16 protein-coding genes are annotated in these 18,778 nt (G+C 62.4%); 10 read left to right on the forward strand and 6 right to left on the reverse strand.

All coding sequences use genetic code 11. The features are described 5' to 3' along the window. Positions 1–82: 82 nt before the first annotated feature. The 3 genes from putP to QYR03_RS03625 all read left to right on the forward strand — a co-directional run bounded on the left by putP (position 83) and on the right by QYR03_RS03625 (position 3,040). Complete coding sequence (gene putP, locus QYR03_RS03615) at positions 83–1,642, forward strand: sodium/proline symporter PutP (RefSeq protein ID WP_259851387.1); 1,560 nt, start codon at positions 83–85, stop codon at positions 1,640–1,642. Positions 1,643–1,894: 252 nt separating this feature from the next. Next, entirely contained in the window at positions 1,895–2,551 is a 657-nt protein-coding gene (locus QYR03_RS03620; protein ID WP_301713046.1) for an HNH endonuclease family protein, read from the forward strand. 6 nt (positions 2,552–2,557) lie between these two features. Then, positions 2,558–3,040, forward strand: a complete 483-nt coding sequence (locus QYR03_RS03625; protein ID WP_301713045.1) for a DUF2269 domain-containing protein — start codon at positions 2,558–2,560, stop codon at positions 3,038–3,040. 117 nt (positions 3,041–3,157) lie between these two features. On the opposite strand, the gene QYR03_RS03630 is transcribed toward QYR03_RS03625, so the two are convergent. After that, positions 3,158–5,242, reverse strand: a complete 2,085-nt coding sequence (locus QYR03_RS03630) for a DEAD/DEAH box helicase (protein ID WP_301713054.1) — start codon at positions 5,240–5,242, stop codon at positions 3,158–3,160. Positions 5,243–5,408: 166 nt separating this feature from the next. On the opposite strand from QYR03_RS03630, the gene QYR03_RS03635 reads away from it, so the two are divergent. Further along, entirely contained in the window at positions 5,409–5,912 is a 504-nt protein-coding gene (locus tag QYR03_RS03635; protein WP_301713044.1) for a hypothetical protein, read from the forward strand. On the opposite strand, the gene QYR03_RS03640 is transcribed toward QYR03_RS03635, so the two are convergent. Then, a complete protein-coding gene (locus QYR03_RS03640; protein ID WP_301713043.1) occupies positions 5,909–6,547 on the reverse strand; it encodes a hypothetical protein in 639 nt (212 codons plus the stop codon). The genes QYR03_RS03635 and QYR03_RS03640 overlap by 4 nt on opposite strands. Before the next feature lie 200 nt (positions 6,548–6,747). Here QYR03_RS03640 and QYR03_RS03645 point away from each other — a divergent pair, with 200 nt between their 5' ends. The 4 genes from QYR03_RS03645 to QYR03_RS03660 all read left to right on the forward strand — a co-directional run bounded on the left by QYR03_RS03645 (position 6,748) and on the right by QYR03_RS03660 (position 12,096). Continuing rightward, entirely contained in the window at positions 6,748–7,347 is a 600-nt protein-coding gene (locus tag QYR03_RS03645; RefSeq protein ID WP_301713042.1) for a hypothetical protein, read from the forward strand. Between the two features lie 89 nt (positions 7,348–7,436). Further along, positions 7,437–7,826 (forward strand): (deoxy)nucleoside triphosphate pyrophosphohydrolase, encoded by a 390-nt coding sequence (locus tag QYR03_RS03650; protein WP_301713041.1) that lies wholly within the window; start codon positions 7,437–7,439, stop codon positions 7,824–7,826. A gap of 4 nt (positions 7,827–7,830) precedes the next feature. After that, positions 7,831–10,758 (forward strand): DUF3427 domain-containing protein, encoded by a 2,928-nt coding sequence (locus QYR03_RS03655; protein ID WP_301713040.1) that lies wholly within the window; start codon positions 7,831–7,833, stop codon positions 10,756–10,758. Between the two features lie 51 nt (positions 10,759–10,809). Beyond that, a complete protein-coding gene (locus QYR03_RS03660; protein WP_301713039.1) occupies positions 10,810–12,096 on the forward strand; it encodes a DUF4041 domain-containing protein in 1,287 nt (428 codons plus the stop codon). Positions 12,097–12,114: 18 nt separating this feature from the next. Here the strand turns inward: QYR03_RS03660 and QYR03_RS03665 are convergent, their stop codons facing one another. Both QYR03_RS03665 and QYR03_RS03670 read right to left on the reverse strand, forming a co-directional pair. After that, positions 12,115–13,119 (reverse strand): nucleoside hydrolase, encoded by a 1,005-nt coding sequence (locus tag QYR03_RS03665; RefSeq protein WP_301713038.1) that lies wholly within the window; start codon positions 13,117–13,119, stop codon positions 12,115–12,117. After that, on the reverse strand, positions 13,119–14,420 hold the full coding sequence (locus tag QYR03_RS03670) for an MFS transporter (protein ID WP_301713037.1): 1,302 nt from the start codon (positions 14,418–14,420) through the stop codon (positions 13,119–13,121). The genes QYR03_RS03665 and QYR03_RS03670 overlap by 1 nt, the downstream gene beginning before the upstream one ends. Before the next feature lie 115 nt (positions 14,421–14,535). On the opposite strand from QYR03_RS03670, the gene QYR03_RS03675 reads away from it, so the two are divergent. Further along, a complete protein-coding gene (locus QYR03_RS03675; protein ID WP_301713036.1) occupies positions 14,536–14,997 on the forward strand; it encodes a hypothetical protein in 462 nt (153 codons plus the stop codon). An 81-nt stretch (positions 14,998–15,078) separates the two neighbouring features. Here QYR03_RS03675 and QYR03_RS03680 read toward each other — a convergent pair whose 3' ends face one another. Next, on the reverse strand, positions 15,079–15,939 hold the full coding sequence (locus QYR03_RS03680; protein WP_301713035.1) for a hypothetical protein: 861 nt from the start codon (positions 15,937–15,939) through the stop codon (positions 15,079–15,081). Between the two features lie 111 nt (positions 15,940–16,050). Next, the gene (locus tag QYR03_RS03685) at positions 16,051–17,622 is read right to left on the reverse strand and encodes a carboxylesterase/lipase family protein (RefSeq protein ID WP_301713034.1); all 1,572 of its coding nucleotides are present in this window, start codon (positions 17,620–17,622) and stop codon (positions 16,051–16,053) included. Positions 17,623–17,822: 200 nt separating this feature from the next. On the opposite strand from QYR03_RS03685, the gene QYR03_RS03690 reads away from it, so the two are divergent. Next, a complete protein-coding gene (locus QYR03_RS03690) occupies positions 17,823–18,755 on the forward strand; it encodes a hypothetical protein (protein ID WP_301713033.1) in 933 nt (310 codons plus the stop codon). The last annotated feature ends 23 nt before the right edge of the window (positions 18,756–18,778 follow it).

Below are 18,778 nucleotides of genomic sequence, written 5' to 3' on the forward strand. Positions count from 1 at the left end.
TTCCGCGTACGTTATTCTGGCCGTTGCTTCTGAAAACCACGGGCCTTTAAAGCTACGGGCCGTAAGAACACAAAGGAGACCTATGTCCGAGAACACATGGATGATCATTGCGGTGGTCATCTACTTCGGAATGATGCTCGCCATCGGTTATTACGGATGGCGCAAAACCACCCACTATGGCGACTACGTCATCGGCGGGCGCGATCTGCCGGCCTTCGTCGCCGGTATCTCTGCCGGCGCCTCAGATATGTCAGGCTGGCTGCTCATGGGTCTGCCGGGCGCGCTATTCGTCTCCGGCATGAGTGAGCTGTGGATCGTCATCGGTCTCTTCCTCGGTGCCTTGGCCAACTGGCAGTGGGTCGCACCGCGCATGCGCGCCTACTCCGAAGTGGCCAACAACTCGATCACTCTGCCGAGCTTCTTCGAAAACCGCACCCACGACCAGTCGCGCGCGCTTCGCGTCATCGCGGCTGTGATCATCATCTTCTTCTTCACCTTCTACGTCTCCTCCGGCATGGTCGCCGGCGGACGCTACTTCGAGTCGACGTTCAAGGGCGACTACCTGTGGGGCATGCTTATCGTCGGCGCGATCACCGTCGTCTACACCTTCGTCGGCGGCTTCTTCGCCGTCTCCTACACCGATGTCGCGCAGGGCATCCTGATGTTCCTCGCGCTGATGATCGTCCCGATCATGGCGCTGTTCGCCATCGACAACGCCGGCGACATCTTCACCTACCCGCTGGACCACAAGTACGGGCCGCACGAGAACGGCAACCCGACCTTCTTCAACTTCTTCGCGGGCGTGTCCGCCGCCACCATCATCGGCAACCTGTCCTGGGGCCTGGGCTACCTGGGCCAGCCGCACATTGTCACCCGTTTCATGGCTCTGCGCAGCCCGTCCGAGGCACGCTCCGGCCGCAATGCCGGCATGATCTGGGTGGGCATCTGCTACATCGGCTCCGTGTTCACCGCCATCATCGGCACGAGCTTCTTCGGCCAGACCGAGCACTCCGTCACGGACCGCGAGGGCTTTGAGACCATCTTCCTGGACATGACCTACATCCTGTTCCACCCGTTGTTCGCGGGCCTGGTCCTCACCGCCGTCCTCGCCGCGATCATGTCCACCATGTCCTCCCAGCTGCTGGTCACCTCGTCCGCGCTGATCGAGGACCTCTTCCGCGGCTTCGCCAAGAAGGAATTGACCGGCCGCTCCCTGCTCATCGCATCTCGCGGCATGGTCGTCCTCATCGCCCTGATCGCCATCCTCATGGCGCTCAACCCGTCGGACACCATTCTGGGCCTGGTCGGCTTCGCGTGGGCCGGCTTCGGTGCCGCATTCGGCCCGGTCGTCGTCGCCTCCCTGTTCTGGCGCCGTCTCACGGCTCAGGGCGCGATGGCCTGCATGATCGTCGGCGCCGTGACCGTACTGATCTGGGGCTACGTCCCGGCTACCTCCGAGCTGATCTACGAGATGGTTCCGGGCGTCCTGTTCGCCACCATCGCGATGGTCGTCGTCTCCCTGGCCACCAAGCCGAATCCGGAATCCGAGGCTGAGTTCGACCGCGCCGGCCACGTCTTCGATTACGCTATGGCGCACCCGGACGACAGCTTCGACGATGCACTGGAGAGCACCCCGCGCTAAACAGCTGACTTTCCGGCTCACCTGACATGAGCCGAAACTGAAGGGGGACGCACGGTTTCAACGCCGTGTGTCCCCCTTTTTTCATGCCTGCAAGGTCCCTGCTGTTTAAATCCAGCTACCTGGATCCAGCTATTTGCCGTGCACGGCGCGTTTAGCTGGATCCAACTAGCTGGATCCAGTGAGCTAGTTGCGCGCTACGGGGAGTGAACGCGAACCGGGAACCTCAGCGCGTCCGGGGCAGTCCAATAAGGCATGACATGGTTCCGCGCATACCTCGCCGTCCTCGCCGCCGCCACCATTGCGGTCGTGCCGTTCCCCACCCCGTATTCGCTTATCGACGTCCCCTCCCACCCCCATTCCCGCCGCACCGTCCTCGGCTACGAACGTGAATTCTTCGGCGAAGGCGGGTGGGCCATCCAACCCGCCGGCTGCACCACCCGCGAAGCCGTCATGGCCGACGCTTGGCAGGTGGAATCGTGCACCGTGCCCTACCGCCAGTGGGACGCGTCCCGCATAGCGAGATACACCGACCCCTACACCGGGAAGGCCCTCGACCCGGCCGACGTGGAGATCGACCACATCATCCCCCTGCGCGCCGCATGGGATTCCGGAGCGCACGCCTGGCCGGAGGATAAGCGCACCGCGTTCGCCAACGACCCGCTCAACCTCGTGGTCACCTCACGCGCGGCCAACCAGGCCAAGTCTGACTCCCTACCCAGCGAATGGCTCCCTCCCGAAGCAGGAGCACGCTGCGCGTATGCTCGCCGCATCGCCGATGTCGCGCGCACCTACCACCTTGAACTGCCGCGACCGGATGTGCGCGCCATGCGCCGGCAGTGCTCCGGTGTGCGTGGAGTGGCAAGTATTTTCGCCCCAGCTGGGAGAATCCCGCTGCATTCCGTAGAGTAAGGTGCCATGACAACTTTCATGCTTTTCCTGCACGTTGCCGCAGCGGTCCTCCTGATCGGCCCGGTGACCGTGGCTGTGTCCGCGTTCCCGAAGGCCGCCAAGGCCGCTAACTCCGGTTCGGAGGAAGCTATCGGCCGCGCTTCGTTCCTGCACCGCACCTCCACCACCTACGGTCTGCTCTCCCTGCTGGTGCCGCTGCTAGGTGCTGCCCTGCTCGCCTTCAACTGGGATGCCTATAAGACCAACTACTGGATGCACACCGCGATCGTCCTGAGCGTCATCGCGTGGCTGTTCTTGTTCATCATGGTCATCCCGCAGCAGCGCAAGATGATGGGCAGCCTCGGTGCCCTGGCCCCGGCTGACGCCGACCCGAGCGATGTGGCCACCAACTTCGATTCCGCCCGCGTCAAGGCAGCTGCCGGCGGCGGCATCTTCAGCCTCCTGTGGTTCGTCGTCCTGATCCTGATGTTCCTGCCGGCTCCGGCTTAAACACCTTCAGGTAGCGGCGACCAAAACGTCCGCCCCCTTCCCTATTCCGTGTCACCATGGATAAGGGAAGGGGGCGTTTCACGTTATCGGGCCAGAGCCGGTGCGCCCGACCCGGGCCTAGTCGCGCCAGCCGCGGTCACGTCCGCGCCCACCGCGGTCACCACGGTCGTCTCGGCCACGTCCGCCGCGGTAGCCACGGCCACGGTCGCGCCCGCCGCGGTAACCGCGATCACGGTCGTCGTCACGTCTGCGGTAGCCGCCACGGCCTCCGCGGCCACGCGGCGGTGCACCGGTGTCGCGCTGGATGTTGATCAGCTGGCCGGAGATGCGGGTGTCGGAGAGACGGTCGAGCACGGCCGGGTCGAGGTTCTTCGGCAGCTCGACGAGAGTGAAGTCTCCGCCGATGGTGATGCGGCCGAAGTCGCGGTTGGTCAGGCCGCCCTCGTTGGCCAGGGCACCGACGATGGCGCCCGGGCGGACGTGCTGGCGCTTGCCCACGTCCAGGCGGTAGGTGTCGAAATTCGGGTCGTCGTTGTGGAAACGGCCCCGGCCGCGGTCGTCGCGGTCGCGCCCACGTCCACCGCGGTCCCAGCGGTCTCGGTCGCGGCGGTCGCGCTTGTCCTTCGGCGGCTCCTTCATCAGGAACTCGTCGCCCGAGGTCTGGGCGGCAAGCGCCGCGGCGATATCCTCCATCGGCACGTCGTGGTCGGCGGAGTAGCTGCGCACCAAGCCGCGGAAGAGGTCCATCTGGTCGTTCTCGAGCGACTCGGTGATCGAGTCGGAGAACTTGGCCATGCGGGAGACGTTGACCTCGTCCACGGTGGGCAGGTCCATCTCCTCGATCTTGGCGCCGGTGACCTTCTCGATGGAGCGCAGCATGCGGCGCTCGCGCGGGGTGACGAACAGGATCGCCTCACCGGTGCGGCCGGCACGGCCGGTACGGCCGATGCGGTGGACGTAGCTCTCCGTGTCGTTCGGGATGTCGTAGTTGAGCACGTGGGAGATGCGCTCCACATCCAGACCGCGGGCGGCGACGTCGGTGGCGACGAGGATGTCCAGTCGGCCGTCGCGAAGCTGGTCGACCGTGCGCTCGCGCTGCTGCTGGGCGATGTCGCCGTTGATCGCGGCGGCGGAGAAACCGCGTGCGCGCAGCTTCTCGGCGACTTCCTCAGTCTCGTGCTTGGTGCGCACGAAGACGATCATGCCGTCGAATTCGGTGACCTCGAGGATGCGGGTGATCGCGTCGAGCTTGTTGCGGTGCGCGGTGAACAGATAGCGCTGCGTGATGTTGGTGTTCGTGCGCGTCTCGGACTTGACCGTGATCTCGGCCGGGTCGTCGAGGTACTGCTTCGAAATGCGGCGGATGCCGTTCGGCATCGTCGCGGAGAACAGTGCGACCTGCTTGTCGTCCGGTGTGTCCTCAAGGATGCGCTCGACGTCTTCCTGGAAGCCCATGTTGAGCATCTCGTCCGCCTCGTCGAGCACGAGGAAACGCAGGTTGGAAATGTCCAGCGAGCCCTTCTCCAGGTGGTCGATGACGCGGCCCGGGGTGCCCACGATGATCTGCGCACCGCGGCGCAGACCGGACAGCTGGATGCCGTACGCCTGACCGCCGTAGATCGGCAGCACAGAGATGCCACCCACGTGGTCCGCGAAGGACTGGAAGGAATCGGACACCTGCAGGGCGAGCTCACGCGTCGGCGCGAGGACGAGCGCCTGCGGGTGGCGCGCCTTCTTGTCGATCTGGGCGAGCACCGGCAGCGCGAACGCCGCCGTCTTGCCCGTACCCGTCTGCGCGAGGCCGACCACATCGCGGCCTTCCATCAGCAGCGGGATCGTCTGCGCCTGAATCGGCGACGGCTCCTCGAAGCCGACCCGCTTGACCGCTTCCAGCACATCATCCGGTAGGCCAAGGGCATCGAAGCCAGTGCTTTGCGACGCCTCGTCTGCCCCCTCGCCCCCGCTTTCCTCAGCGGAGGATGCTGCCGGTGTCACTTCGTTGTCAGCAGCGTCATTTGCGGTGCTTTCTGCGTTGTCGGCAGTGTTTTCTGCAGTTTTCTCAGTGTTGTCTTCTTGCCCGTTGTTCTCGTTCCCGTTGTTCTCGTCCACGGCCCCAGCGTTCTCTTTCCCATTCCCAGTTTCAGACTGCGTGTGCGTCTCCGCGCTGAGCTGCGCCGAATTCGCTTCCGATTCGGTCGTCATTTCTGCCCCAGCCGGTGTGTTCGCCTGCTGGTTATCAGCGGCGTTGTCATCAATACTCATCACCGCCAAAGCCTACCGTCAAAGCAGACCCTATAGCTATTTACAGCGGGGACAGCTCCTCCCCGATGCCCATGCGGTTCGTGCGCGACGGTTAAGCTCTGAGAATGTGAACGCCCGATATTTGTTTCCTGCTCTCGTCTCCGCCGGCTTCCTGCTCGTCGGATGCTCCACTCTCGCCGAGCCCGATCTGAACGCCGGCCTCGAATCCACCGGTTCCCCCGCCACGACCGACGCCGCTACCGATGCCGCGACCGAGACGGAGACCGCGACCGCGGCCGAGGCTGCCGACGTGACAAAGGGAACCATCTGCGGCGACGTCTCAGTGAGCAACGGCGAACTGACACGCTCTGTCGTCGCGCTCGAGGACGGTGCGGACTGTGCGGAAATCATGTCCGTTTTCGAGGACTACCTTTCCCCTGACCCCACCGGCGGTCCGCCGAGGAGCACGTCCGCGATCTGGGAGGCTCCGAACGGCTGGTACTGCAGTAAGAAGATTCTGCTGAACGGCGACCCCGACAATAACGCGTCGCTGCAGCCCGCCTGCGGCCCCAGCCGTGAGCACCGTCTAGGCGTGTGGATGGACAAGGAACGTATCGCGGACCTGCCTTAGCGCTGCGGCGGTGCAAATCCGCCCGCTCCCCCGTGGTCACCGAATCCACCGGCCCCAGCCGGATATCCTTGCCCCGGTGCACCGCCATACGGCGGTTGCCAATTCCGCTGAGCACCCGACTGCGCCCGCTGCTTCTCGTGGTGCCGGCCGATAAAGAACAGGATCATGCCGAGGGCAAACACAATGAGCGCTGCGATGCCGCCGAACACTCCGCCGAATATCCCGATCAGCCCGGGGAAGATCTTGTCGATGTCCTCCTTCTTGGCCAGCATCACCGCACGGTCGCAGGAGAAGGAATAGGAACCTTCATCGGCTGATGTGATCTTGCGGGTACTGGTCCAATCGCCCTCCTCTTCCCCCAAATTCACCGAGCCCACGACGCTTTCAAGGTTGATCTGCTCGCCCGACGGGGAGGAGATAGTGCATTCGGCCACGCCCGGTTCCCCGCTCCTCTCGAAGACCCGGTACTCCGTCTCCGCAAGAAGTTCCGCGGTGCCTTCGCCACTATTGATCTCGACTTTCGGAGTATCAGCAAGCTGCTTTATGCCGCCAGCTCCCATTAACACCCCGAGCAAGATCGCTGCGACGAGCCCGATCCCGCCGAGCACCATGACGACGATCCCGATTTTCTTCATGCGTGCGCCCTGAAGCCCTCACCCCGCCCACCATGAATGCAGCGTCTGGCGCACCGTGCTGGGGCGTCGCGCTCGGCGCAGCAGCTTGTCTACACACTAACCAAGTTCTTCTGTGTCAGCAGCGATTTCACATACACCCATCACGGTTGTGCCCGCCACATCAGACGTAACCGCGCCTTCACCGCCTACACTGTCCCCCTATGCGTCTTTCCACTTCGACCCGCACCACCGTGCTCTTTGTTGGCGGTGCCACCGCCGCCGCCTTGGCTCTGGCCGGCTGCTCTTCCGACAACACCGTCGCCGACGCCCCAGCCATGAGCACCCTGCAGACCACCCCCAGTGAATCTGCAGAGCCCAGCTCCGCCGAACAGCCGTCCACCGAGCCGACGAAGGAAACATCCACGGCAAAGGGAGAGAAGAAAGACGAGGCCAGCGAGAAAGCGGATTCCAAGCCTGAGGATGACCGCACGAACGTCGCCGCCGGCACCGTCTGCGGCGAGGTGACCTCGAAAGGCGATGGAAGCCCCCTGTCCATCGTCGCGATGGACGACGGCACAGACTGCGACGAGGCCATGGAGGTCTTCACTGACTACATGTCCGACTCTCCTTCTGGCACGCCCCCACAAGGCTCCGGCGCTTTCTGGGACGCGCCCAACGGCTGGACGTGCGGCGGAAACAACTTCCTCTTCCCCGGCGACGAGGACCAGAAATTCAACAAGCACCCCTCCTGCGGCCCCGACAGCAACGAGACAAACGTCGTCGCCGTCCCCAAGGATCGCGTCAGCGAACTGCCGGTCTAACCAGTCAGTGCCGCACCGTTCCCGCCGACCTCACCGCCACCGCCCAATAGAGCCTGTAATTCAGGCCCACGCCCACTAGTGTCGGACGCATGTCAAAGCTCATCGATGTCACCGGTGCCGTCATCATCCGCGACGGTGCGGTTTTCGCCGCTCAGCGCGGTCCGGGTAAAGCGCTTGCCGGCAAGTGGGAGTTCCCCGGCGGCAAGATCGAGCCCGGCGAGACCCCGGAGCAGTCTCTTGCCCGCGAGCTCAAAGAAGAGCTGCTTGTCGACGCCGCAGTCCACGACCACATCACCACCACCGAATACACGTACGACTTCGGCACGGTCCGCTTATCGACGTTCCACTGCACCCTCGCCCCCGGCACCGAGCCCACTTTAACCGAGCATGCAGACTCCCGGTGGGTCCCGCTCACCGAACTCACCGACCTCGATTGGGCACCCGCAGACATCCCAGCGGTTGAACTCATCGCCAAATAAAAACATGAGCACAGCGCACTCACTTCGTAGCCTTGAAGCCGATACATTCTTCGGCTACATCGACAGGCAAACGCTTTCTGAGCGAATCCACAATCCTTCGCTGGTAGCCAATGCTGATGACAACACGATGCTTGCTGCGCTACGCGCTGAGCTGAAATCGTCCAAGTCTTTCACCATTTCCGTCGCCTTCGTCACCAATGGCGGCATCGGCGCATTGAAAGAAGCACTCGTTGATTTCCGTGGTCGAGGCATGATCATCACCTCGGACTACCAGGACTTCAACTCGCCCGACGCGTTACGCGAGCTCCTGCGGCTTCGAAACATCGACGTCCGGATCATGAGCGGCCGCTCGCACCACGCCAAGGGTTACGTTTTCGATCATGGCGACCACGTCACTGCACTCGTCGGTAGCTCGAATCTCACGCGCGATGCGCTCATGGACAACTCCGAATGGAACCTCAAGTTCTCGACTCACCATGACGGAGACATTGCTGACCAACTGAACGCTGCTCTTCAACGCCACATCGAAACCTCCGAGCCCCTCACCGAAAAATGGATCCAGGCCTACAGCAATCGCAGGCGACCACCAGTCTTTCCCACTACAGCTGACGAGATTCAGCCGGGAGAGCGAGCACCGCAAACAAAGATTCTGCCCAACAAGATGCAGACTGAAGCGTTGGATCGGCTTCGGGCGCTCATTGAGTCGGGAGAAAACCGTGCACTGATCATTTCCGCCACTGGTACGGGCAAGACCATTCTTGCAGGTCTAGCTGCCCGTGAGTTCAAGCCGGAACGCGTGCTCTTCGTTGCCCACACTGCACAGATCCTTCGCAAAGCAGCGACGGAATTTCAACGCGTGTTTGAAACCTCAAATGAAGACACCGGCTTTTTCATTGGACAGCAACGCGAAATGGGCCGTCGGTTCACATTCGCAACAGTTCAGTCAATTTCCCGGATCGAGCACCTCGCTGAAATCTCTCCGAAACAATTCGACTACATCATCATCGACGAGGTTCACCGCTCCGGCGCTGCTTCATATCGTCGAATCATCGATCACTTCCGCCCAAGCTTCCTTCTAGGGCTCACCGCCACACCGGAACGCACTGATGGCTTCAACGTTTACGAACTGTTCGACCACAACGTCCCATTCGAAATTCGGCTCGGTGACGCTCTCGAGTCGCGGATGCTCGTTCCGTTCGACTACTACGGGGTATCCGATTATGAGTCGATGAACGGCTACACCATCTCGGACGACTCAACGATCGCTGAGAAAGTCGCCCGTGAGCGCATTGAGCATTTGGTCCAAGTCTTGGAAGACTACAGCTTCCCCAGTGGCACGAAAGGGCTGATCTTCTGTAGTTCCAACAAGGAAGCGAGACGACTCTCTCAAGAACTGAATAAGTACACGCTCTACGGAAAGCCACTTCGGACCGTGTCGTTGAGCGGTGCAGACAGCATTCACCTCCGCGAAGACACCGTCGAAAAGCTGCAAGCTGGCGAACTAGATTTCATCATCACCGTCGATATTTTCAACGAGGGAATCGACATTCCCGACGTCAACGTGATCATGATGCTGCGTAGCACTAAGTCTTCGATCATCTTCACGCAACAATTGGGGCGCGGGCTGCGTAAAGCCACGTTTAAAGAGACGCTCCGCGTCATTGATGTCATCGGCAATTACTCGAATAACTACCTGATTCCAATTGCATTGACTGGTGATCGCTCCGGCGATCCTGACAGTGCTCGCGAAACCATCCGACGTTCTCGTACGCATCCCGTCGCTGGCTCCTCAACGATCAGCTTCGATGAAGTCACCACTGAGCGAATTCTCGAATCAATTAAGCGCGCGAATCTCATTGACAAGCGCAAATGTAAGGAAGCAATCCTCAATCTCGAGTATCGACTTGGCCAACTGCCCCGCCTCGTTGACTTCGAAACCCACGAATCGATCAACCCTTTCTTGATGGCGAGCAAGTACAAGAACTACTGGTCACTGCTGCATTCACTCAAGTTCGTTGAGGTTGGCCCCTCGAAGAAAGAGCAAGGCTTCCTCAACATGCTCTCGGCGATTCTGCTGAGTGGTAAACGTCCCCAGGAACTCTTGCTTTTGCAGCTGCTCTGCGAAAGTGGCTCCTTACCAGTGGGTGAATACGTCGAATTCTTGAAGCAGAAGAATCTCGACCACAGCAACGCATGTCTTGATTCAGTTGAACGGGTCCTGAACCTCCAGTGGTTCACAGATGGGCAGCGCTCGACATTTGGTAATCGCCCATTAGCTGAAAGGCACAACGACGTCTTCCGACTTAGCGATGACTTCCAAATGCTCTACGACTCTTATGCCCTTAGTGAGAGCTTCTCGCCTGTCAGCTTCCGAGATCACGTTGACGACATCGTTGAGACTGGTTTGCTTCTCAACCGGAAGAACTTCGCCAGCGGAGATCGTTTGATCCAAGGCAAGCGTTACTCTCGGCGCGATGCATGCCGGCTGCTCAACTGGTCCGATAACCAGGAGTCGACCGTCTACGGTTACAAAACGGACAAAGCTACGATGACGTGCCCAATCTTCGTGACCTACCACAAGGATGCAAAGATCTCTGAGAGCATTCGTTACGAAGACACCCTCATCGACCGCTCAACTTTGCACTGGTTCACGCGCAACCGCCGCACCCTGAAGAGCAATGAGCTTCAGCCGATCCTTAATGGCGATGCTGACCTCCATCTCTTCGCCAAGCGCGAAGACGCAGAAGGAGCCGAGTTCTACTACCTCGGACAAGCTGACTCGACCAATCCTCAGCAAACCGAGATGCTCGGCAAGAACAATAAACCGGTCGACGTGGTCACAACCAACCTGAAACTCAGGGTCCCGCTGCCGGCTGAGCTGTTCGACAGCCTCACTGCTCGCAAGACGGTTGCTGCTGAAAACCGGCATTAGAAAATCTATACTCTGCCTCAAACTTATTACTTGGTAGGTGGAGGGACTTGAATGTTTGGAAGGCAAGCCAAGCAAGAGAATGAAGTATTGAGGGCCGAAAACCAGGAGCTGCGAAATCGTCTGGCCTACGCTGAGCAGATCCTCCACAACACCAATGGTGGCGACCTCACTCTGATTAACCAGCATCGAGAACTCCTCCAGTCTGAGGTCGATGCCCTTCAATCTTCCCAGAGGACCGCAGAAGAACGTCTCCGCCAAGCAGAAGTCGAATTCGACAACGTTCAAGCCAAAATCATCGACGCACGCGACGAACAGCGTTTGCAGGATTTTGGATGGTTCGAATTCGAAAACCCTGCTGAGCATGCGCTAGAACTGGAAGAAAAGCTAAAGCAGGTTAGAGCTGAAGCAAAAGAGATGGTTCGAAACAAGGTTGCAGTAAGCGCAACCGAAGGGTTCACTTTCAATAACTCGCTCTCAAAAGGAAAGTCCTTTGTAAACAACCTCTCGAAGATGGCGTTGCGCTCTTACAACGCCGAAGTCGAAAACGCGATCACGCGAATGAAGGCTGGGAACTTGTCTTCCGCAATTAAACGTGTGGACAGAGCACGCCTTCAAATCAGCAAGATGGGAAGCATGATCGACCTTGGCGTAACCAGGGAGTATCACCGGCTACGTATCGAAGAGCTAAAGCTAGCTTCGGAACATTTGAAGGCTAAGCAAGCCGCCAAGGAAGCAGAGCGGGAAGAAAAAGCGCGACTCCGAGAAGAAAAGAAAGCCCAAGCTGAGCTCGAGGCAGAGCGTAAACGCCTGGAGAAAGAAAAGAATCACTACCAGAATGCTCTTTCCAAGCTTCTTGCAGACGGAAAGGAAGAAGAAGCCCAAACGCTGCGCGAGCAGATTAACGAGATTCAGAAGGGCATAGAGAATGTCGACTACCGTCAAGCAAACATCCGCGCCGGCTATGTGTACGTAATCTCAAATCTTGGAAGCTTTGGTGAACGCATGGTCAAAATCGGTATGACTCGGCGCCTCGATCCGATGGACCGCGTTCGAGAGCTCAGCGATGCATCGGTCCCCTTCAACTTTGACGTGCACGCTTTGCACTTTTCCGATGACGCAGTTGGCATTGAGAATGCGCTCCACCAGAAGTTCGCAGGACGAAAAGTCAACAGGATTAACAACCGCAGGGAGTTCTTTTACGCGACTCCAGGTGAAGTAAAAGACGCCTTGCTCGCAGTCGAAGGAAACCTGCTCGAGTACATCGACGTTCCTGAAGCTGAGCAATTCCGTTTAAGTCAGGCGATCATCAAGGAAGAGAATCAGCCATCGGGGCGCTAAGCTCCCCTATCAGCGAAGCTAATCCTCCGCCCGCAGGTGCCGGAGCTTCTCCAGGGCGGCGTCGCCGGCGGCGATGCGGTCGAGGATGTGGCAGGCGTCGTCGAAAAGCGTCCATGCTTGGTTGATGGTGGCTGCGGGGGCGTGGGTGATGATGCGGACGTTGGGGTCGCGGCCCCAGTAGTCGTTGGTGTCGGCGACGGAGGTGCCGCGGGTCAGTTCGCTGTCGGCTTCGACGTCGACGGTGGTCAGCTGGGCGTCAGTGGGGATGGCGCCGGTGGCGGCGAGCACGGTGAACAGGTCGTGGATCTGGGCCTGGTAGCCCTGCCCCATCCCCTCGTGGAATTCAAAGTAGAAGCGGGTGATCGGGCCCAGCTGCTCGGCGATGGGTGCGGCGCCAAGGGTGCGCGTGATGTTGTCGAGATGCTCCGGAGTCAGCAGCATCTGCTCCGTCGCGTTGAGCGGGCACACAGTGATCGGTGCGGGGGCGTTCGCGAAGACCTCCTTGGCGGCGTGCGGGTCGACCCAGAAATTCCACTCGGCGGTGGGCGTGGTGTTGCCTGGGTAACAGAACGCCCCGCCCATGACCGTGATGTGGCGGAGTTTGGCGTAGTGGTCGGGGTGGAGGCGTCGGAAAGCGGCGAGGTTGGTCATGGGGCCGGTGACGATGAGGTAGAGGTCGTCAGTGCCGCGGTCGATCGCGTCGATCCAGAGGCGGTCCCAGTCGTGCTCAACGTGGCGGTCCGGGGCGTGCGCGTAGCCCAGGCCGGTGTCGCCGTGGGTCTCCGGTGTGGTGGTCAGCTCCCACCCGAGCGGGTTGGGGACGCCGGCGGCGAGCGGGATGATCGGCAAACCGCACAAGGTGAGAATCCAGGCGGCGTTGCGTGCGCACTGGTCGGCCTCCACGTTGCCGCTCGTGGTGGTCACGCACTCGAGCTCGTGGGTGCCGGCGTGGACCGTGGCGGCGAGGTAGGTCAGTGCGTAGGTATCGTCCACACCTGGGTCGCAGTCGTAGATGATGCGCATTAGTGCTCCTTCGCAGGGGTCGTCGTCGTGCTGGTTGTCCGGGGTTCCCCGGTGGCGTGCTTCGGGTGGGTCTCCTGCCCCATCACCGCCCAGACGGCGAACGCGCCGGCGGCGATCGCGCCGCACACCCCGAACGCCACCGGGAAACCGTGGGACTGGGCGAGCGCACCGATCACGATCGGGCCGAGAACCTGACCGGCGTCGCCGCACATCTGGAACAATGACAGTGCTTTACCACCGGAGCGGTCGTTGCCGATGATGTCCGCGAGCGTCGCCTGCTGGCTCGGCACGAGCAGGCCACCGCCAACGCCGGCAAGAGCAGACAGTGCGATCAGCGGCCAGAAGCTCGTGGCGAAACCGAGGGTCGCCGTCGCAACAACGGTGGTGGCCAGGCCAGAGAGGATCATGGGCTTGCGGCCGATCTCGTCGGCAAGCCGGCCGGAGAATTGCAGCGTCACCGCATTGCCCGCAGCGAACGCCGCGAGCGCGAGACCAGCCATCGCGCCGCCGTGGGTGAACACAGACGCCGCGAACAGCGGCAGGATCGCCACGCGCACACCCATATTCACCCAGCCCTGCGAGAACATCGACGCGAGCAAGCTCCGGTAGCTGGGGTGCGCCAGCGCCTCGTTCAGGCGCATCGGCGGGCGCGCGGCACGGTCCACATCCCGGTCGGACTTGGGCAGACGCGCCCACACCACGAACGCCGCCAGCCCCACGCCAGCACCGTAAATCACAAAAGGCCAGCGCATCCCCAGAAACGACAGGCCCGCGCCCGCAATCGGCCCAATGATGTTTCCCAGCAGGAACGCCGTCGCGTACGTCGAGCTCGCCCGCCCACGGATCTGCGGCGGCGCCACCTTCACAATCAGCGCCTGCGCCGAGATCGTGAACATCGTCGACCCCAGCCCCGCCAGGAACCGCAGCGCGAGCATGTGCCAATACTCCTGCGCCACCGCCACCAAAGCAGTGGTCACCGCCACAATCACAAGACCGGAGAGATAGATCTTCCGCGAGCCAAGCCTATCGACGAGCCACCCCGCCCCCGGCGCCCCCACCAAACGCGCCGCCGAGAACACCGACACCACCGCGGCAGCCGCCGCCATCGGCACGCCGAAGCTCTCCGCGAACTGCGGGATGATCGGGGCGATCAGTCCGTACCCCAGCGCGATGAGGAATGCCGCGGAGACCAGCACCCAGATCTCGTGCGGGATCGGCGGCACCGGGCCGCGTGCCGCGCGTGCGCGCGCACGGTCGTGCCTGTGTGCTGCCCAGCGTGCGGTCAGAGATGAGGTTGTCATAGCGCCAAACAGGCTACCCGTTTGAGCCGGTAAAGCCATTTCCTTACATCCGTGTTCGAATTTGTGTTCGAATGCATGGCCCTGTGTGTCCACCCTGCCTCGTACCTTGAGGGCCATGACGAACACACGAGAACTCGCACACCAGATCCGCTCCACCCACTCCGAGGCCCTCGACCGGTTCGAGGCCGTGATCCACCACCCGCGTTCCCTGGCCCGGCCAACCCCTGCGTGGCGGCCGCCGTCACGCGACCTTCCCCGCATCGGCCACGGCCCCCAGTTGAAGGCCGCTGTCACTCGCCGCCGCGTTGGCCCGCGCGCCAAGGCCCGCATCAAGGGCTACGGCGAATCCCATGTCCCCGCCTACCTGATCGAGGTCCGCTTCACCGATATCACAGGCATCACCGTGGACCGCGATCTCGCGGAGGCATGGGTACGTGCCCTTGTTCCATCGTCCATGGCTGGTGCCGTCCACGAGGTCTACTCCCCCACCGGCACGACCTTCGTCTGGCTCGTCGACGGTACGTTCACGCCCGTCTACTCCCCCGCTTCCATGTTTGAGGGCCTGGCTGCCGCGTAAGAACCGCGACCGGCCTGCGCCGTTCTACCCGGTCACTGTCCTGTTCGTCCGCGCCGCGTTCACCGCGGCGCTTCGAGTTTTTTAGACCTCGTCCTCGAAGTCGACATCGTCGGCGACGGTGTCGTCGTAGTCCTCGTCGTCGAGATCTTCGTCATCGAGGTCTTCATCTTCACCGTCATCGTCGAGATCGTCGTCGTACGGGTCGTCGGCGCCGAAGATGTCGTACACGTCGGGCTCGTCGAAATCATCGTCGTCGAACGGGAGAAGCTGAGACTCCCAGTCCTCGGCGTGGTCGGCGGCGAGGCAGAGAATGTCGAAGAGGCGGTCGAAGTCGAAGAAGACACCCAAATCCAGGGTCTCCACCTCGGCGATCGCCTCGGCGTGCAGGCTGGCGAAGAGACGCTCGCGGTCCTCGTCGGTCAACTCGGCATCGCCGTCGGACTCCCAGAGTTCGCCGATGGCGTCGTCGAGGAGATCGTCGTAGGTCTCCGGCAGAGCGATGAAGGTCACCGCCGCACACGGGTCGCCGTCCTGCAGCTCAACCTGGACCTGCAGCTCGGCATTGTCGCCGACTTCGGCGCGCACCAGGTTCGGGTTGACCGGGTCCTGGAAGAAGTCCAGGTCACCGATGCGCTCGTCGGTGCCTTCCAGCAGGTCGCTCAGCACCGTGATCACCTGGTCGGTCGCCATGTGCTTGACGGCGGTGGCCACAGCGTCCTCCACGGAGAAGACGACGGAGACGAGAACGGTCTCGAATTCTTCGTCGTCTTCGTCCACATCCGCGGCGGCGATATACACATTCGCGGCGGGAAGATCGGGGTCGATCTCCACGAAATGGATCTCCACATCGGAGGTGATCGGCACGAACATCGTGTCGTCGTGCACGCGCGACTCGATGCCTTCGCGGTCAAGGCCTGCGGCAATGTCCTCGAAAAAGCTCATTACGTCGGTTCCCTCCTGCTGGATTTTCAGACGCATTCGGCCTGGCCGCACCCAGCCTAGCGACGTTGTGGTGCCACCGCACCGGTTCTTCGACTTCCGGCGGGCTTTCGGTCAGGGTTCCTCGTCGGGTTCGAGGCCGAGAAAGTCCGTCACGCTCTCCAGGACTTCCGGGCGGCCGGTGCCCCAGCTCGTGAATTTGAAGCCCTCCCACGCGCGGCGCTTCTCCGCCTTCGGGTCGCGCACCACACGGGGGTTGGCGCTGATGATGGTGGTGGCGCGGCCCGGCGCGTCCTCGGAGCGGAAGCCATAGACGGGCCATTCCTCCCCCACCTGGCCTGTGTGGAAGAAGGCTCCCCAGTTACGCTGCATCATTTCGCTGACAGTCTCGAAGTCGCTCTGGGGACCGAGCCGCTGCAGAATGCCGGCGGGGCTGGAATACGGTGCCCCGAAAACCGCCTCGAGGTCCGCGGTGTGCACGGCGCCGATGCCGAGGCGCTTGACGGCCGGGGCGGCGTGGTCGAAGTGGTACATCCACACATCCGCGACACGGCGGTGCTCCGTGGCCAGGCGCACCGAAGGCGCCCAGAACACCGCGTCGGCCACCAGCTCCGCGAAGTCCTTACGGGTCTGTGCGCCGTTGTAGGCGTCCAAGATGGCGTCGGCGTGCCCGGGGTCGAAGACCTCGAGGATGCGGCGTGCGGCCCGCTCGCGGGAACGGTTGAACACATACATCGCCTTGGTGAAGCTGGCCTCGCCCGAATTCGACCCGATGATCAGCGGCACTGGCGCTTCCTCGTTGGCGGTGAACACGTCGATCGGGTGGCTCGGCAGCACCTCCCCGTCCACGGTCGGCATGAACGCGAGGTTGAGGTACGGCAGTTCGCCGCTGCGGATCAGCAGAGAATTGCCCACGCGCACGAGCTCTTCGCCGTCGACCTGCCGCAGGTCCTCGAGGGTGGACAGGCGGGACAAGCCCATGCCGTCGAGAAGCTTGCGCACCCACATTGCCGCCTGGATGCGCGAGTGGACCGCGGCCGCGGGTGTGGATTGGGCGACAGCGCCGTGGAACAGTCCGCGCGCGGGCGGCGAGCTCATCAGGGTGACCACCGAGGCGGCGCCAGCGGATTCGCCCATGATTGTCACCCGGTCCGGGTCGCCGCCGAAAGCGGCGATGTTGTCGCGCACCCATTCCAAGGCGAGGATCTGGTCCATCGTGCCCGGGTTCGCGGCGCAATCGGCCCCGAGCGAGCGCAGGTCCAGATACCCGAGCACACCCAGGCGGAAATTGATCGAGACGTAGACGATGTCCGTGGCTTTTGCGAACCGGTGCCCTTGCAGAACTTTCTCGTGCGACGAGCCGGTCAGGAACGTCCCGCCGTGCATGTACACCACAACCGGCAGTTCCTCGTCCGTGTCGGGGCGCACGATGTCGAGCACGAGGCAGTCCTCCGTGCCCTTGACGCGGTCGTTCCAGCCGTAGGTGCCCTGCATCGCCGGGTGCGCGAAGTGGACCGCGTCGTGCACGCCCTCCCAGGGCTCGCGCGGGTGCGGTGCCCGGAAACGGTGCTGCCCGTCCGTCGGCGCACCGAACGGCACACCCCGCCACGTGCGCATCCCCGTCGTCGGGTCGACGACACCCCGGACACGGCCGGACGTGGTGCGCACGACGGGATTTGCGGTCATGCCTCGCCACTGTAGCTACCGCGGCGCACAGAAGGCTGCCAGCACAGCGCACGGCACGCTTGTCGACGCTACCTCAACCTCCTCCCCGACAGCATTCCCCGCCCTCCTATAAATTGGTGTGCATTGGCTTTTCACGGGCCGAACGAATTGCACGCCCACCCCTACGCGCCGCGCAATAAGGCGCTCGAAGGAGAAACGACATGGCCCTCTTCCGCAACCGCAAGGACGACAAGAAGAACCAGGCTGCCAGCGCACCCGCGGCGATGGATGCCAAGGAGATCGAGAAGAACGCCAACTTCATGGGCAGGACGTTCATCAAGGGTCTCGACCGTGCGGTGCGTCTGCAGTCCGGTGTGATCCGCGCATATGTCGACCACCTGCGCCGCTCTAACCCGGAGGCTTCCCCGGCGGAGATCCAGACGCTCATGGACAAGCACTTCATGTACGCCGCTTCCGGCACCGGTGCGGGCGCCGGCGGCGCGGCCGCAGTCCCCGGCATCGGGTTCTTCACGGGGGCCGCCGCCGTAGCCGGCGAGTCTCTCGTGTTCGTGGATCTGGCCGCTGTCTACACCGTCGGCTCCGCCTACCTGCGCGGTGTGGACATCTCCGATGCGGAGCGCCGCCGCGCCATCGTGCTGATGGTGCTGTCGGGATCGCAGGGAGCGGCGATCGTCGATACGCTCGTCGGCCCGGACGCCCAGAAGCTGCCGTCTGTGGCGATGGTGTCGAAGTTCTCCGGCCCCACCCTGAGCCAGGCCAACAGCTTGCTCACCCGCTCCCTGATGAAGTCGATGAAGCGCCGTCTGCGCCGAATGTGGCTGGGCAAGCTCATGCCGCTGGGCATCGGCGCTGTCGCTGGCGCGATGGCCAACCGCGCCCTGGCCAAGAAGGTCATCGAGGGTGTCAACCCCAACCTGGGCCAGCCGCCCGCCGAGTTCGCCAACGAGCTGCCCGCCAAATCCGAGGTGGAGGACGAATTCGACGCCGCAGAGAAGAACACCACGTCCCGCGTGAAGTCTTTCCTGGCCATCTTCAGCCGCAACCGCGACAAGGAGGAGGCCGGCGCGGCGGGCGCGACGGACGCGGATGTCGCCGAGGCTGAGGCCGCCGCGGACGCAATCGAGAAGGAGTAAGCCACGCCAATCGCGGAAAAGCT

Source organism: Corynebacterium sp. P4-C1 (assembly GCF_030503595.1).
Taxonomy (GTDB): domain Bacteria; phylum Actinomycetota; class Actinomycetes; order Mycobacteriales; family Mycobacteriaceae; genus Corynebacterium.

Coding starts and splice junctions, on each gene's coding strand:
- QYR03_RS03630 (WP_301713054.1), bottom strand. CDS start 5,242: ATGACGACCGAATCGGAAGCGAATTCGGCGCAGCTCAGCGCGGAGACG.
- QYR03_RS03690 (WP_301713033.1), top strand. CDS start 17,823: ATGGCCCTCTTCCGCAACCGCAAGGACGACAAGAAGAACCAGGCTGCC.
- QYR03_RS03665 (WP_301713038.1), bottom strand. CDS start 13,119: ATGCGCATCATCTACGACTGCGACCCAGGTGTGGACGATACCTACGCA.
- QYR03_RS03660 (WP_301713039.1), top strand. CDS start 10,810: ATGTTTGGAAGGCAAGCCAAGCAAGAGAATGAAGTATTGAGGGCCGAA.
- QYR03_RS03685 (WP_301713034.1), bottom strand. CDS start 17,622: ATGACCGCAAATCCCGTCGTGCGCACCACGTCCGGCCGTGTCCGGGGT.
- QYR03_RS03655 (WP_301713040.1), top strand. CDS start 7,831: ATGAGCACAGCGCACTCACTTCGTAGCCTTGAAGCCGATACATTCTTC.
- putP (WP_259851387.1), top strand. CDS start 83: ATGTCCGAGAACACATGGATGATCATTGCGGTGGTCATCTACTTCGGA.
- QYR03_RS03645 (WP_301713042.1), top strand. CDS start 6,748: ATGCGTCTTTCCACTTCGACCCGCACCACCGTGCTCTTTGTTGGCGGT.
- QYR03_RS03640 (WP_301713043.1), bottom strand. CDS start 6,547: ATGAAGAAAATCGGGATCGTCGTCATGGTGCTCGGCGGGATCGGGCTC.
- QYR03_RS03650 (WP_301713041.1), top strand. CDS start 7,437: ATGTCAAAGCTCATCGATGTCACCGGTGCCGTCATCATCCGCGACGGT.
- QYR03_RS03680 (WP_301713035.1), bottom strand. CDS start 15,939: ATGAGCTTTTTCGAGGACATTGCCGCAGGCCTTGACCGCGAAGGCATC.
- QYR03_RS03625 (WP_301713045.1), top strand. CDS start 2,558: ATGACAACTTTCATGCTTTTCCTGCACGTTGCCGCAGCGGTCCTCCTG.
- QYR03_RS03670 (WP_301713037.1), bottom strand. CDS start 14,420: ATGACAACCTCATCTCTGACCGCACGCTGGGCAGCACACAGGCACGAC.
- QYR03_RS03620 (WP_301713046.1), top strand. CDS start 1,895: ATGACATGGTTCCGCGCATACCTCGCCGTCCTCGCCGCCGCCACCATT.
- QYR03_RS03675 (WP_301713036.1), top strand. CDS start 14,536: ATGACGAACACACGAGAACTCGCACACCAGATCCGCTCCACCCACTCC.